This is a genomic window from Ferdinandcohnia sp. QZ13, from assembly GCF_031324165.1.
In the GTDB taxonomy this organism is placed as follows: domain Bacteria; phylum Bacillota; class Bacilli; order Bacillales; family Bacillaceae_L; genus Ferdinandcohnia.
Genome location: NZ_JAVIVW010000015.1, coordinates 81574 through 97756, shown reverse-complemented (window position 1 = coordinate 97756; position 16183 = coordinate 81574). Strand labels below are relative to the sequence as shown.

Annotated in this window: 13 protein-coding genes; 9 read left to right on the top strand and 4 right to left on the bottom strand. The window is 37.0% G+C overall.

The genetic code is table 11. The features are described 5' to 3' along the window. Window positions 1-19: 19 nt before the first annotated feature. Both RGU12_RS14125 and RGU12_RS14120 read left to right on the top strand, forming a co-directional pair. Entirely contained in the window at window positions 20-1951 is a 1932-nt protein-coding gene (locus RGU12_RS14125) for an ATP-dependent DNA helicase (RefSeq protein WP_309536667.1), read from the top strand. A 16-nt stretch (window positions 1952-1967) separates the two neighbouring features. Next, on the top strand, window positions 1968-3485 hold the full coding sequence (locus RGU12_RS14120) for a carboxypeptidase M32 (protein ID WP_309536666.1): 1518 nt from the start codon (window positions 1968-1970) through the stop codon (window positions 3483-3485). A 41-nt stretch (window positions 3486-3526) separates the two neighbouring features. Here the strand turns inward: RGU12_RS14120 and RGU12_RS14115 are convergent, their stop codons facing one another. The 3 genes from RGU12_RS14115 to RGU12_RS14105 form a co-directional block, all read right to left on the bottom strand. Then, window positions 3527-5179 carry a b(o/a)3-type cytochrome-c oxidase subunit 1 gene (locus RGU12_RS14115; RefSeq protein ID WP_309536665.1) on the bottom strand — a complete coding sequence of 551 codons (1653 nt, stop codon included), beginning with the start codon at window positions 5177-5179 and terminating at the stop codon, window positions 3527-3529. Beyond that, window positions 5179-5649 carry a cytochrome c oxidase subunit II gene (locus tag RGU12_RS14110; RefSeq protein ID WP_116352305.1) on the bottom strand — a complete coding sequence of 157 codons (471 nt, stop codon included), beginning with the start codon at window positions 5647-5649 and terminating at the stop codon, window positions 5179-5181. The genes RGU12_RS14115 and RGU12_RS14110 overlap by 1 nt, the downstream gene beginning before the upstream one ends. Window positions 5650-5757: 108 nt before the next feature. Then, window positions 5758-5913, bottom strand: a complete 156-nt coding sequence (locus tag RGU12_RS14105) for a cytochrome c oxidase subunit 2A (RefSeq protein WP_309536664.1) — start codon at window positions 5911-5913, stop codon at window positions 5758-5760. 548 nt (window positions 5914-6461) lie between these two features. Between RGU12_RS14105 and RGU12_RS14100 the strand changes: the two genes are divergently transcribed. From RGU12_RS14100 to RGU12_RS14075, 6 genes are all read left to right on the top strand, one after another. After that, window positions 6462-7541, top strand: coding sequence for a PRK06851 family protein (locus RGU12_RS14100; protein ID WP_309536663.1), 1080 nt, complete (start codon window positions 6462-6464; stop codon window positions 7539-7541). Between the two features lie 400 nt (window positions 7542-7941). Continuing rightward, window positions 7942-9030 carry a type III polyketide synthase gene (locus tag RGU12_RS14095; protein WP_309536662.1) on the top strand — a complete coding sequence of 363 codons (1089 nt, stop codon included), beginning with the start codon at window positions 7942-7944 and terminating at the stop codon, window positions 9028-9030. A 1-nt stretch (window position 9031) separates the two neighbouring features. Next, window positions 9032-9604, top strand: a complete 573-nt coding sequence (locus RGU12_RS14090) for an isoprenylcysteine carboxyl methyltransferase family protein (RefSeq protein ID WP_309536661.1) — start codon at window positions 9032-9034, stop codon at window positions 9602-9604. 325 nt (window positions 9605-9929) lie between these two features. Further along, window positions 9930-13610, top strand: a complete 3681-nt coding sequence (locus RGU12_RS14085; RefSeq protein ID WP_309536660.1) for a dynamin family protein — start codon at window positions 9930-9932, stop codon at window positions 13608-13610. Window positions 13611-13809: 199 nt separating this feature from the next. Next, window positions 13810-14067 carry a YpbS family protein gene (locus RGU12_RS14080; RefSeq protein WP_116352298.1) on the top strand — a complete coding sequence of 86 codons (258 nt, stop codon included), beginning with the start codon at window positions 13810-13812 and terminating at the stop codon, window positions 14065-14067. A gap of 295 nt (window positions 14068-14362) precedes the next feature. Beyond that, complete coding sequence (locus tag RGU12_RS14075) at window positions 14363-15226, top strand: 5'-3' exonuclease (RefSeq protein WP_309536659.1); 864 nt, start codon at window positions 14363-14365, stop codon at window positions 15224-15226. Window positions 15227-15460: 234 nt separating this feature from the next. Here the strand turns inward: RGU12_RS14075 and sspL are convergent, their stop codons facing one another. Then, on the bottom strand, window positions 15461-15598 hold the full coding sequence (sspL, locus tag RGU12_RS14070; RefSeq protein ID WP_116352296.1) for a small, acid-soluble spore protein L: 138 nt from the start codon (window positions 15596-15598) through the stop codon (window positions 15461-15463). A gap of 100 nt (window positions 15599-15698) precedes the next feature. Between sspL and RGU12_RS14065 the strand changes: the two genes are divergently transcribed. Continuing rightward, the gene (locus tag RGU12_RS14065; RefSeq protein WP_309536658.1) at window positions 15699-16160 is read left to right on the top strand and encodes a divergent PAP2 family protein; all 462 of its coding nucleotides are present in this window, start codon (window positions 15699-15701) and stop codon (window positions 16158-16160) included. The last annotated feature ends 23 nt before the right edge of the window (window positions 16161-16183 follow it).

Genomic DNA, 16183 nt, shown 5'->3' with positions numbered 1-16183 from the left:
GGTTTTGGGGGTTTTACAGATGATTGGAGAAGGGTTACCCTTTCAAATATCCAGAAATGAAAATTTCTTTGATAAATTAAATGAATGGATTGGCGATGTGTTTTACGACATCCTTCCGGAAAAAGGCTTTGATCTTCGTGATGAGCAAATATATATGGCATTTCAGCTTGAAAAAGCATTTAAGGAAAAATCAATTGTATTCGCAGAAGCCGGTGTAGGTACTGGTAAAACAATTGTTTATCTGTTGTATGCCATTTGTTATGCGAGATATATGAGAAAGCCAGCGATTATCTCATGTGCAGATGAGTCGTTAATTGAACAACTTGTGAAGCCTGAAGGAGACATTGCAAAAATCGCTGACGCATTAAACTTGAATATTGATGTTCGTCTTGCAAAGGCACAGGATCAATATCTTTGTCTGCAAAAGTTAGATCGTGCTACACGTCGAACAACAAATGAGAAAATTTCACAAATTTATAATGAGTTACCAGATTTTGTTCATAGTCATTCGACTATGCAAACATTCCATCATTACGGGGATCGAAAAACATATTCTGAGCTTACGGATGAGGAATGGAAAAGTGTCGCATGGGATAACTTTCAGGATTGTTTTTCATGTGATTTGCGCCATCGTTGTGGTCTCACGTTATCTAGAGAGCATTATCGTAAGGCTGTTGATTTAATTATCTGCTCTCATGATTTTTATATGGAGCATGTGTGGACAATGGAAGCCAGAAAAAGAGAAGGGCAGCTTCCCTTTTTACCAGAAAGTAGCTGTGTTGTCTTTGATGAAGGTCATTTGCTAGAATTCTCTGCGCAAAAAGCATTAACCTATCGTGTTCAGGAAACGACTTTAGAAGGTCTGTTAACAAGGTTATTAGAAAATGATGTCCGTGAAGAATTTGCTCAATTAATTGAAGATGCAATTGAACAAAATGATCAGTTTTATCGACTTCTTCGAATGAATAGTCATGAAGTTGAAGGGTCTACACGTATGGATATTGTGCCAGATGTGGATTTACTGGCTATTTCAAATAAACTACTTCAGATGATTGTTGAGATTGGCAATAATCTTGTGTTTGAAGCAGAGACGTACACGATTGATCAATACGAATTACATATAGTCGATGAATATTTAGATCAAATGGAATTTTCATTAAAACTTTTCGGTGAAGAAAATAATGCTGTTTGTTGGGGAGAGGCAGATGGTGAAAGCTACACATTAGTCATTATGCCACAAGCAGTGGAAACTATTTTAGCTGAAAAAGTGTTTTCGAAAAGCATCCCGTTTGTATTTTCTTCGGCTACTTTATCTGAAAATAAATCCTTTGATTATATTGCCAAGAGTTTAGGAATCAGGAACTATCAATCGTTTTCGGTTGAATCACCATTTGATTATGAAAATCAAATGAAGATTCAGATGCCTGTGTTTCACACTCGAGAGAATCTGTTTCGTTCAAAATTTGATTTTGCATGGGATGAAATTGAAAAGTCAGAGGGTCGGACACTTCTGTTATTTAAATCGACGGAAGAGCTACAAATGTTTAAAGAGAACTGCAACTCGGGAAAATATCTAATTCTGTTTGAAGGGGATCAAGAAATCAGTGGACTTGTGTCCACGTTCCAAAATGATGAACATAGCATCCTTTGTTCCACTTCTTTATGGGAAGGGCTTGATATTCCTGGACCTTCCTTATCGAATGTCATCATTTGGTCATTGCCATTCCCACCAAATGATCCTGTTTTTCAATCAAAAAGAAAAAGAGCCGAATCACCATTTGAGAAGATCGACCTTCCATATATGTTATTAAGACTAAGGCAAGGCATTGGTCGTTTGATTCGTTCAAGTGAAGATGCAGGAACTGTCATTATTTTTGTAGAAGATAATACAAGTAACCTAGTCATTGACAACATAAAAAATGTTCTACCGACAAAGGTTGATACAAAATAGAGGGGGAGAACGAAAAGTGTCAGAACAACTACAACAAACTGAACAAGCGTTTCTTGATTTAGTTAAGAAGATGACAAGCTATAGTGAGGCAATTGGGGTTATGTATTGGGATTTGCGTACAGGTGCTCCGAAAAAGGGAGTGGAGCAGCGATCGGAAGTAATCGGTATGCTTTCATCAGAGGTTTTTGCTATGTCAACTTCTGCCGAAATGGAGGCCTATTTAAAAGAATTAACGACTCCAGAAGCACAAAAACAGCTTGGTGACATTACGAAAAAAGTCGTGGAAGAATGTAAAAAAGATTTTGAACGAAACAAAAAAATTCCAGCAGATGAATTCCGTGAATATGTCATCTTGCAATCAAAAGCAGAATCCGTTTGGGAAGATGCGAAAGAAAAATCTGATTTTGAAATGTTCCGTCCGTATTTAGAAAAACTTGTCAACTTTACGAAAAAATTTATTGGCTACTGGGGATACGAGGGCAACAAGTACAATACATTGCTTGATATGTACGAACCAGGCGTAACAGTGGAGGTAGTGGACCAAGTATTTGCTCAATTACGAGAAAAAATCGTTCCACTTGTTAAAGCCGTCACTGAGTCACAAAATAAGCCGGAAACGTCATTTTTATTTAAGGAATTTCCAAAGGAAAAGCAACGTGACTTTAGCCTTCAGATTCTTAAGAAAATGGGTTATGACTTTGAGGCTGGTCGCCTAGATGAAACAGTTCACCCATTCGCAACCGGATTAAATCCAGGGGATGTACGTGTAACGACAAATTATGTGGAAAATGACTTCAGAACAGCTGTTTTTGGTACCATTCATGAAGGTGGGCATGCCCTTTATGAGCAAAACATTTCTCCGGATTTGGTTGGGACAAACCTTGCAGAAGGAACTTCAATGGGAATCCATGAATCTCAGTCCTTATTCTATGAAAACATTGTCGGTCGCAGTCTACCTCTTTGGAAAAATAACTTTGAGTTATTGAAAGAATATGCAAGCGGTCAGTTTGATCAAGTTTCAGTTGAAGACTTTTACCGTGCAATCAATGAATCGAAGCCATCATTTATTCGAATCGAGGCGGATGAATTAACCTATCCATTGCATATCATGGTCCGTTATGAAATTGAAAAAAGCCTTTTTAATGATGAGATTGAAGTAAAGGACCTGCCAGAAATTTGGAATGCAAAATATGAAGAGTATTTGGGTATTCGTCCTGATAATGATGCAAAAGGTGTCTTACAAGATGTCCACTGGGCAGGTGGGAGCTTTGGCTATTTCCCGTCTTATGCACTTGGATACATGTATGCCGCTCAATTTAAGATTGCCATGTTAAAGGATATTCCAAATTTTGATGAACTGGTAGAAGAGGGGAACCTAACTCCAATTAAAGAATGGTTAACAAAACATATTCATCAATATGGAAAGCTTAAGAAGCCATTGGAAATCATCCAAGACGTAACAGGTGAGGGATTAAACGCAAACTATTTAATCCAGTACTTAGAAGAAAAATATCGTGCGATTTACAAATTGTAGAATAAAAAAGCTACGCAACATAAGTTGCGTAGCTTTTTTACTTATAGTAAATGTTTAAATGGTTTAGCTCCAGGAGGTGCATTTTGAATCATATCAACAAATGGAATGGTATATGCGATTAAGATTAATACTGCTAGGACACCAACCCAAAGCTTCCAGTTTTCTAGAATCATAGGTGTTTTTTCTGCCTCTTCTGCCACTTCACCTACAGGGAACTCTGTTTCCCCTTTTGGTGCAAAGAAAGCTAAATTAACAAAAATAACAAGGACTAGGATGATACCTATAAAGAGAATAGAACCACCAATTGCTTGTGCAATTTGATATGGTACCCAATCTGCTGCTTGTGCGGAATCTCCATAAGTGGAGAATGCAGAACGTCTAGGTGCACCAAGTAATCCAGCAAAGTGCATAGCTGTTGACATGAATGTCATACCAATTGTCCATACGATTGTTTGAACAACTGCCAGCTTGTTCATCGCTTTTGTCAATACACGTCCAGTTAGATGTGGAATTAACCAGTAGGCAATTCCAAAGAATGTTAACAGAACGGTTGTTGCAACGGTTAAGTGGAAGTGTCCTGTTACCCATATTGTATTATGAATCACTTGGTTCATCTGGTGACTTGCGTTGATAATACCTCCTGCACCAGCAGGGATAAAGAATAACATACCAACGAATGGTGCTAGGAAACGAGCGTCTCCCCAAGGAAGCTTTCTAAACCAACCAAATAATCCTGTTGCTCCTTTTGATCTTCCGTATAGTTCGAACGATGCAAACAATGAGAATGCAGTCATTAATGACGGAATAACAACCATGAAAGTTAAAACAACTTGTAAGTATTTCCAGTTTGGATCAATACCAGGTTCTGTCAACTGATGGTGGAATCCAACCGGTATTGAGAAAAGTAAGAACAAAATAAAAGATAATCTTGCAAGTGCATCAGAAAAGATTTTACCTCCGATAACCTTTGGAATAACAACGTACCATGCCATGTATGCTGGTAATAACCAGAAGTATACAAGCGGGTGGCCGAAATACCAGAATAATGTTCTACTGATAAGGACGTCGATTGTTTCAACCCAACCAAATGACCATGGAATAAATTGAATAAGCACGGATGCAGCAACACCAAGTGTTGCAACCAACCATAAAATCATTGTCATGATAGCCATGAAACTTAATAAAGGTGTAACTTTACCTGGATTTGCTTTTTTCCATTTACCAAAATGGGAGAACATTGCAAATCCACCAATCCAACTACCTACTACTACAAGCGCAAGTCCAATATAAAAGAATGGGTGTGCTTGTAGGGGAGCATAAAATGTATAAAGAACAGATGCTTCACCTAAAAGAATGGTAGTTGCTGTGGAAGCAGTACCGATAGTCATTGTCCAAAAACCAATCCATCCTGCTAAACGGCCCTTTGCTGAAAGGGTGCCTGCTGTTTTACTAATGCTCGCAAATAAGAATCCAATTATAAAAAATGTAGTAAGAACAAGTCCTAATAATACTCCGTGAACAGTTAATAATTGATAATAGCCAATTCCTGCAGGTAATGTAAATTTACCTGAACGTACAAGTGTCTGAAGTAATCCAGCCGTTCCACCTAAAAATAAAGCGATAAAGGCTACATAAAAGTGTGCCATTGCTAGTTTTGCATCTTTTTTGTCTACCTTGACATTTGAATTTACCATTATTCGGTCACCTCAACTTTTGCCATCATTAAGTGGTGCCCAGCTCCACAATATTCATTACATAACACTAAAAATTCGCCTGTTTTAGAAAATGTTTGTGTATAGCTGCTCACATATCCAGGTTCAACCATCATGTTGACGTTTGTACCGGCAATTGCAAATCCGTGAACAACATCTTTTGTTGCTACATTAATTGTTACCTCTGCATCTTTTGGAATTTGGATGGTGTTAGGTGTGTAAGCAAATGCTTCAGCAACAAGGTTTAATTCATATTTGTTTCCTTCAATATGAACGAGTCCAGGATTGTCAAATGGTGCTGTTTCAGAAACCTTTTCTGGATCAATTGTTTTAATGCTACTTGCTGGTTGATGGCCCATTGCGAACGCACCAACACCAACAACTCCTAGAAATACAAATAGGATTCCAATACCAAAAATGAGCCATATTTTTTCATATTTATGCAAATGCATGGCTTCTTCCCCTTTCAAATTTCACATTCTTTTTCTATATTTTTTTCATATAATAGTACAAGTCACTCAAATGAAAGACTTGCCTCGCTTTCTTAGTAGAAAGTGTTATTACACCCGATCTAAGAACAAGAAAAAGACAGCTAGCCAAGATAAAATTAAGAAAAGTCCAAGTAATAATACAGATGCCAATGTCCCTTTTAAAGAAGTTTTTTCATCTTCAATTTTAGTTTTTTGGTTTGTCTTCGTAAGCTCTGTCTTAGCCATTCATCACGACCCCCTTATGCAACGTTTTACATTTTCATCATACAAAACAATTTGTTAAAATCTAGACGATTTTGAGCATTTCACAAATTGTTCATTCCTAATCTAATCACTATATTAATAGTGAAAACTTAGTAAAACAGTGATTTTTATCACATTCGGGTAGGAAAATATTTGAATAATTTGTGACAAACGCAATAACAGTCTTGGAAACGCAAACATATTCTATAGGAAAAAGGATGTGTACAAATGATTAGATACTATTGTTCAAGATGTCATTCCCTCTTACTAAATAACAAAGAAAGATGTTTCAAATGCGGGAATGCAGTAATCACTCAGATCAATATAAATGTACAGAAGAACGATCAGAAGTCCACATAATCATTATTTTTGAATAGTGATATTTTTCTTGGTAATCAAACAGTCATTATATTGCTAAACTAACTTTCTTGGTGACAAAGTGAAAAAAATTTAGATTTGTAATCACATAGATTGCTCCTTCGCCATAGTCTAAAGATAGGCGAATGTCTACAAGGAGGTAAGCAGTTTATATGGCAAAAATAAAAAATTATTATGCAGGTACTAATTCAAGTGTAGGTTTTTTCTCGTTGTATGATGAAGCATTGAAAGGCTTGGAAACTCTTTATATTTTAAAAGGGGGACCAGGTACAGGTAAATCTACCTTCATGAGAAAAATCGGTCTTATATTCATGGATAAAGGCTATGACCTTGAATACTTACATTGTTCTTCAGATAATCACTCTATAGATGGAATTGTGATTCCAGAACGTAAATTAGGATTTGTAGACGGAACGGCACCACATGTTATTGAGCCTAGATACCCCGGAGTTGTCGAAAAGGTAATAGACCTTGGTCAATACCGTAATGATGAATACTTAATGCAATATAAGAATGAAATCATCGAATTAACGGATGATATCTCGCAGAACTTTGAAAATGCTTATAAGACGTTTGCAGAAGCAAAGAAAGTTCATTTAAAGCGTGAGGATATTTATGTCTCTTCCATGAGTTTTAAAAAGGCGGATGCAGTTCTTCAAAATTTAATTGATACAATTTTTAGCAAGCCTTTTGAGGCGGAGGAAAACCCGACTATTCGGAAGCGATTTTTTGGAGCAGCAACACCAAAGGGTGCAGTGAATTTTATCGATAATATTACAGAAGAATATGAAAAACGTTATATCATCAAAGGAAGACCAGGAAGCGGGAAGTCAACATTGATGAAAAAGGTAGGAAAGCATGCCGAACAACATGGTTTATCGGTGGAGTATTTCCATTGTGCATTCGATCCGAAAAGCATTGACATGATTATTATTCCACAACTAAGCGTGTCAATTGTAGATGGGACTGCTCCGCATGTTGTCGACCCATTCCGCGAACATGATGAAGTGGTCGATATGTTTGCATTATGCATGGATCCAAAAATCGAGAACACGTTCAAACAGGAAATTGAAGAGTTAAACCTCGAATATAAAAATAAGATGACAATTGGTACAAATTTTTTAAGTGAAGCGAAACGACTTCACGACAGGCTTGAGGAATACTACAAAGCGGCAATGGATTTCGAAGCAATCGACAACAAACGAGAGGAACTCGTCAAGACATTATTATAGTTTAAGGTTCTCTTTTTAAAAGATTGTTGCTATAGGATAAAACAATACTTTAGATTGAAGCGGAAGGTGGCGACTCCTCGAAAATGCATTCTCATTTCCTTCGTGCGGTGCAAATTCAAGGGAGAATTTTCAAAATGAAGCGGAAATCATTTGTGTCCAAAAACAACAAAGTTTGCGAAACAGCCTAGATTGAAGACTATTGTAAACCAAAATTTTACTAGTGAATGTTTGAAAAATTTGAGTTATACTATTAAGGCACAACAACAAAACAACTCCTTTGAAACGTGAGCTTTCCCGTAAACTGGGAAGGCTTTTTTTACGCCTATTTTTGTTATTGCATACTTATTCTAAAACTGGAAAAAGTAACCTAGAGATGACCTATAGAGAAAGGGTGTGCTCCATGCCTAAAGTGATTTCGATAGGTATATGCAATCCACCAAATAAAATCGATCAAATGAAGACAACTGAATTTATTAGAGACCTCTTTTATGAGCATTTTCCAGATATTGATCGGCTCATTAAGGTATTTGCTAATAGTGAAATTGAGGAGAGATATTTCAGTGAATCATTGGAATGGTATGGGAAAGAGCATAGCTTTGAGGAAAAAAATGATATATATATTGAAAAGGCTATTACATATGGTACAGAAGCAATTCACAACTGTTTATCAAATCAACAGTTGCTTGCGAAAAAGATAAACCCTGAAGAAATTGAAGCCATTTTCTTTATTTCAAGCTCAGGCATTTCAACCCCAAGTATTGAAGCGAGAATCATGAATAAGATGGAATTCCTGCCACATACGAAGCGAATTCCAATTTGGGGGCTAGGGTGTGCTGGAGGAGCATCTGGCTTAGCGAGGGCGTTTGATTATTGTAAAGCATATCCGAAAGCAAAAGTACTTGTACTTGCTGTAGAGCTTTGCAGCTTAACCTTTCAAAAAAATGATTTTTCAAAGAGCAATTTAATCGGGACCTCATTATTTGCGGATGGTACGGCATGTGTTTGTATTGGCGGCGATGAGGTGGAATATCATGGGGCAACTGCTGTTTTTCCGTCCTTTGTTTCCTCCCGATCGACCTTAATGGCAAATTCAGAGGATGTAATGGGCTGGGATATTAAAAATTCAGGACTTCACGTCATTTTTTCAAAAGATATTCCGAGCATTGTGAAGTCATGGTTGAAGGGAAACGTAGACGAATTTTTACATGGTAATCTGCTTAACATAACTGAAATAAAGCATTTTATTGCCCATCCAGGTGGGAAGAAGGTCTTGGATGCATATGAGGCATCCCTTGATATCCCGAGTTCAATGACAGTCATTGCAAGAGAAGTGTTGCGCAGGCAAGGGAATATGTCTTCTGTTACAGTGCTTTATGTCTTAAAGGAGTTTATGGAGAAACAGCTGGGAAAAGAAGGAGATTATGGGCTAGTTACTGCGTTAGGACCTGGGTTTAGCTCTGAATTAGTCCTGTTACAATGGAGGAAATAGAATGGTATTTTGGATTTTTATTGGACTAGTAATTGCTCAGAGACTGATTGAAATGCGGATTGCGAAACGTAATGAAAAATGGATATTATCACAGGGAGGGTATGAGGTTGGTCACGGTCATTATAAATACATTGTCCTCATGCATGTTTTATTTTTTGGGTCTTTGATCGCTGAAGTTGTATATGGAGAAAAAGAATTATCGGTGTTGTATCCGATTTTATTTTTCTTATTTGCATTAACTCAGCTTGGAAGAGTATGGGCGCTTCATTCTCTTGGAATGTATTGGAATACGAAAATTATGATTTTGCAGGGAAGCCAGGTCCAGTCTAAGGGTCCGTATAAATATGTCAAGCACCCGAATTATATCATTGTCGCCCTTGAGTTTATTTTAATACCGATGTTATTTCAGGCATATTTTACCGGTATGCTCTTTTCGATACTTAACTTTGTGATGATGTCTATTCGCATTCCAGTTGAAGAACGAGCATTAAGTGTCCATGAGGAATATCAACAGATAGGAATAACCCGAAGCAGAATTATTCCAAATGTCCTGAAACCAATAAAAAAAGATTGAAAAGAAAGAAAACTGTTGATACACTAAATTGTAGATGAAAATAATTATCACTTTCAGTTGAAAGCTGGTGAAAAGATGCTTACATTATTTGTATCTCTAACAATTGGAATATATGGGTTTATCATGTATCACGTCTTACATCATGTTGCAAACCCAAAGCAAAGCCAACAAAAACATCATCATTCCATTCATGCGACCAGGTGAATACCTGGTTCTTTTTATGCCGAAAAATGGTTTCTTAATATTCTGCTTTGTCAAAAGCCAGGGTGTAGAGTAAAATACATATATATACACTATTATGCATCGCTCAATAAGGGGATTAAAAATGATTCAAACACAACAAACTAATCAGATTACAAAGGAAGACCTAGAAAAACGACTATCTTCCTTATATGATATTTTTGAAAAAAACAATGACCAAGAAAGTCGTTCAAAAATCATTCACCTGCTAAAAAAACTCAATAACAGTGAATATATGATTGGTTTTTCTGGTCATTTCTCAGCCGGGAAATCGAGCATGATTAACGAACTCATTGGGGAGAGTTTACTACCATCAAGCCCAATCCCGACTAGTGCAAACCTTGTAAAAGTAAAGCAGGGGCGTGAATATGCACGCGTCTATTATCGTGACGGAAAAATCATCGAATACCCGCATCCCTATGACTATGACGTAATCAAGTCGTACGCGAAAGACGGGGAAGCAATCGAATCGATTGAAATCAGTCATGACATTAAGAAACTACCAGAGCAAGTCATCATCATGGATACGCCAGGGATTGACTCAACCGATGATGCCCATCGTGTATCAACAGAATCAGCATTACATTTAGCAGATATACTCTTTTACGTGATGGACTATAATCATGTTCTTTCCGAGTTAAATTTTCAATTTACAAAGGAATTGACGGATCGAAATAAGACAGTTTACTTATTTGTAAACCAAGTCGATAAACATAAAGAAACTGAATTACCTTTTGCTTCCTTTAAACAAGGGGTGGAAGAGGCATTCCAAAACTGGAATGTGGCATACTCAGACATTTTTTACACGACATTGAAGGAGCCAGATCACGAGCATAATCAGTTCGAACAAGTTCAGCAGCTTCTTCATGAAAAAATGGCTAATAAAGATCAGCTTTTATTAGAAGGTGTTTTCCATTCAGCAAGACAGATTATTCTTGAGCATATTGCATTTTTAGATGATCAAAATGCCGTGGAACTTGAAGATACAAAAGAAAAGCTTCGTTCATTATCAGCGGCTGAGCGGGATATGATTCCTGATCGAATTGAAGAATTGAACCATCGATTAACCAGTTTTGCTAAGGAACGCGAAAAAATTGAAACTGAGTTTATAGAAGAAATTGAAACGATTTTATCAAATGCTATTCTTATGCCGTTCCAAACGCGTGATCTTGCCAAACGCTTTGTTGAATCTGTTCAAGCGGATTTTAAAGTGGGGTTATTATTTTCCAAAAATAAAACGGAAAAAGAACGTGAGGAGCGATTACAAGCTTTCTTTCATGATGTTAAAGAGAAAATGTCCACTCAATTAGAATGGCATTTGAAGGACTTTGTTGGGAGATATGTTGAAAGTTTACGACTTACGAAACAACCAACTGGCAACGAGCTAGCAACTGAGTTGACTCCCGACGAGCTAAAAAATTTGGTCAAACCAGGTGCACGTGTAACAGGAGAATATATATTAACCTATACAGATGATGTTGGAAATTATATTAAAAGAAAATATAAACAAAAAGCGGTTACACTATTACACGATATTTTCGAACAATTGAAGGCTGGTACTGCCAAAGATGAAACGCATTTAAAAAACGAATTAAAACAATATGAGGTTTATTCGGAGGCATTTGCAACATTAAAGAAATTTGAGGTGAAACGTGTAGAGGCCCAAACGTTACTTGAAAACATCATAGACGGTAAAGTTACAGTCAATAGTTCTGAATCCGTTGAAAACTTACTTTCACGATTTACCGAACGTGTAGAGGTTTCCTCCACGGAAGAAATCCTTCATGAGCTAAAGAATCGAAAGGAAGAAGTGTCCCAGGTTGAAAAAAAACCGGACCAAGAGCAAAAAGAAAAGAAAGGTTCGTCTGACCAGGCGATTCATCATTTAGAAAATGCACATGAACTAATCAAGCCAATCACCGGTCTTTCGGTTCTTGCGAAGGACATTCAGGATAAGGCACATCGTTTAAAGCATAAACATTTTACCGTTGCATTATTTGGTGCGTTTAGTGCTGGGAAGTCGTCATTTGCAAATGCATTAATGGGGAAACACGCGCTTCCCGTTTCACCAAATCCAACGACAGCAACCATTAATAAAATTACGTTCCCAACCGAAGAGCACAAGCATGGGACTGTACTAGTTAAAATTAAATCAACAAAACAATTATTAGACGATATCAACCATTCCTTACACATTTTTGGTGAACAAGCTGAAAACCTAGATGAAAGTTTAGAGAAGATCAACTCATCAATAAGTAATATCGAAAAAATTGATGCGAAAGAAAAACCACATTTTTCATTCTTAAAAGCGGTAGTTGCTGGTTTTGAAAATATATCTGTTCATTTAGATCAAATATTAACAACAGACATGGATGGCTTTAATGAATATGTTGCAAAGGAAGAAAAGGCATGTTTTGTGGAATGGATTGAGCTCTACTATGATTGTCCATTAACACAGCAAGGTATTACATTGGTAGATACACCAGGGGCTGATTCAATTAACGCACGCCACACTGGGGTTGCTTTTGAATATATCAAAAATGCGGATGCAATTCTATTTGTGACATATTATAACCATGCCTTTTCAAAAGCAGACCGTGAGTTTTTAATTCAGCTTGGGCGTGTCAAGGACACCTTCAGTATGGATAAAATGTTCTTCGTTATCAATGCAGCCGATTTGGCGAATACGATTGATGAGTTAGAAGATGTAAAAGAGTATGTAGGGTCACAGCTTATGAGTTACGGCATTCGTTTTCCGCGACTTTATACGGTGTCAAGCCGAGCTGCTTTACTTGAGAAGCTTAATGTAGTTAGTGATAAGGATCTGGGTATCCTTCAATCATCTGGTATTCAACGATTTGAAACGGATTTTCATTCATTTGTCATTGATGAACTAACAGAGGTTGCTGTGAATGAAGGATATGTAGATATCCAGCGTGCAACAGCTATTATTAATTCGTATATTCAGTCCGCGAAGGAAGACAAGGATATTAAGCGTTCTAAGCTAGAGAAAGCGAAAGATCAGCATGCCAAAATGAAGACTATTGTTACGAGTGTTGATTACAACGATGCATTTGGAGTTGTTGAGCAGGAGGTAAAAGAACTGACCTTTTATATAAAGCAAAGAGTCTTTCTTCGTATTTCGGATATGTTCAAGGAAGCGTTTAATCCGTCATCACTTAGAGAGGATGGACGTGATTTAAAAAATGCCCTACAATCTTGTTTAGTGGAATTTTTGGAATCAGTCGGTTTTGATTTGGCCCAAGAAATGCGTGCCACTTCATTAAGAATTGAATCCTTTATTTCAAAGCGACTTCATGGGCAGCTTGGTAGTTTTAATGAGCAAATAAAATCAATAAATTCAAATATGAGTATCTCAGAGTCCGTTAAACTCGATTTTGAATCGATTGAATTTAAAAATGGTCTTGCGAATGAAGAACTCTCTCGTTATAAAAGGGCACTTGGACTGTTTAAAAATCCAAAATCATTTTTCGAGAAAAATGAGAAAAAGCAAATGCAAGATGAACTTGAAGTATTGTTGGATGCGCCTATAAGTTCTTATCTTGAAGAAAATCAGGCAAATCTTGTTGCCTTTTACAAGCAACAATTTAATAATGGGCTACAAGTACTTCAAAAAAATGCTCTAATGGAAATTCACGAATATTTTGATGGGGTCACAAAGATCTTATCTGAAGATATTGATATCGAAAGTTTAGAACAAGTCCATAAAACGTTAAAAGGCTATTATACAGAACATATGGGGTGATCGATTTTGACTGAATCAAAATCAAAGTATCATGCATGTGCAACCTGTATGAATTTCGTTGCTGAACGAAAAGATGGTATAATGACATACAGATGTGTACGCTTAGGCTATGATACAAAACCAGAATATCAATTTAATTGCTGGGAACCTAAACCCCATATTGTAAAACTAATGAAGAGAGAACATCGGAGGAGAAATAATGTCAAACGTCCATGAAGCAATCACTAAACATTCAAATGCACAGCACGAAATCGTGAAAACCTTTGTCGGCCTTGAGCAAAGAAGAGAACTGTTCATTGACGAGGCAGTTGCTTTAGCGAAGCAAAACAAAGAGTTCACTGTAGATAAGATTAATCAAGTGACACTCGAAATGAATAAACTTGCTCAAAAAGGAATCGTTCCACTACGTAAGCTAGTAACAGTTGATATGGTGAAGGAATATGCGTTCCGAAAATAATACATGCATTCTAGGTTAATACTAACCACAATGCTCTTATAAAGGAGATATGCATGTTGAAAAAGGAAAGATCGCGATCTATGAAAAAAAATGGTCGGAAAAAAATGAAACGTCACCGCGTAAATTTCCTTCCTATGCTGAGATAGAAGCTGAAAAAATGAAGAGTAATTAAGAAAAATAAGTCCTCTATTCATGGAGGGCTTTTTCTTTGCTTGGAAGGAAGATACAAACAAATCCATGGTGAATATATGGTATAATTACATTTATGAGGATTTTTAACAGGGAGGATATGCTGATGAAAAATCAGATTATGTTAATAGATGGAATGGCATTATTGTTTCGATCTTTTTACGCTACTGCAATGAGTGGTTATTTTATGGTAAATAGTAAAGGAATTCCGACTAATGGTATTCATGGTTTCGTAAAACATATGATGACAGCAGTCAATACGTACAAGCCTTCGCATGTCATTTGCTGCTGGGATATGGGAAGCTCCACATTTCGGACTGAAATGTACAGTGAATATAAAGGAAATCGCGGTGCACCACCAGAAGAGTTGATTCCCCAATTTGATCTTGTAAAAGATGTAGTTGAATCATTTGACATTCCGAATGTGGGGCTCACTGGTTATGAGGCCGACGATTGTATCGGTACGCTTGCTCAACAATATAGCCAGGACTCTGATGTAATTATTCTGACTGGTGACCAAGACATTCTGCAGCTACTTGATGAGAATATTACAGTTCTAATTATGAAAAAAGGAATCGGAAATTACGCGGAGTACACTAGTGAAAACTTTTTAGAGGAAAAAGGTATCCGCCCGCATCAAATGGTAGATCTTAAAGCTTTAATGGGTGATTCAAGCGATAATTATCCTGGTGTTCGAGGAATCGGTGAGAAAACGGCACTAAAACTTCTTCAGCAATTTGAAACCATTGAAGGTATACTGGAAAATCTTGAGACTTTAACAAAAGGTCAAAAGACCAAGATTAAAGAAGATTTGGACATGCTTCATTTATCTCGAAAATTAGCGAGAATCCATTGTGAAGTTCCGATTAATTGCTCACTTGAGGATGCGCTAATCCAAATTGATCGTGAAAAAGTATATGAAAAGTTTACCGAGCTTGAATTTAAGGGCTTGGATCAATTTATAAGCTAAGGGTACTCGTGTGAGTGCTCTTTTTTTATTAAAGTAATGTTTGGTTTGTAAAATTCAACTTGGTCTATGGTCGTTATTCTCATTCTATGAGCGATAAATATGATCCTATGGCTGTTATTTTATTTCTATGGTCGTTATCAGTACTATTATGGGGCGTAAGGGATGTTATGTAAACTTTAAGTAAAAACAAGGATGCCCCGCAATGACACCGGCACAGGACATCCCAGACAACCATTATATCTTTGTATTCTTTTTCTTTGCTCTGTTTTCTAGCTCGCTTTTTGGTTCCATAGAGAATTCTGTATCTTCATTATAACCTTGTGGATTCACGCCTTTTGGAGCTTTTCCGCGGTTGTTTGCTTTTTTCGCCATGACATGTCACCTCCATTTCGTATTATTTCCATCCTATTTTGGATTATGTCTTTGTATAGAAAAGGGAGAGAACTAAGAAACTAACCATGAGGTGAGAAGCGTGAACAAAGGAATCTTGACCGCATTACTTACAATTGGACTTGCTCAGTTTTTAAAAATCCCAATTAAGAAAGTGAAAACGAATAAATGGGATTGGGGCACTTTTTTTGAAACGGGTGGAATGCCAAGTTCACACTCAGCGGGTGTTTCGTCATTAGCTACCTTTATTGCATTAAAAAGAGGGATTCCCACCATTGATTTTGCGTTATCCACGGTATTTGGTTTAATCGTGATGTATGATGCACAAGGAATTCGCCGGCAATCTGGTGAACTAACAATAAAAGTGAACGAACTAGACGAAGAACTGGAACGATTAGCAGGTCAAAAGGACCATCATTACCACGATCAAAAGGAAAAAAAGTTGAAGGAAAGACTTGGTCATCAGCCAGAAGAAGTAATTGGTGGTGCCTTATTTGGAATGATTACAGGAACAATAGCCCATTTTTTAACAAAAAAGTCATAGAATTTCGACAAAAAATGCGGTAC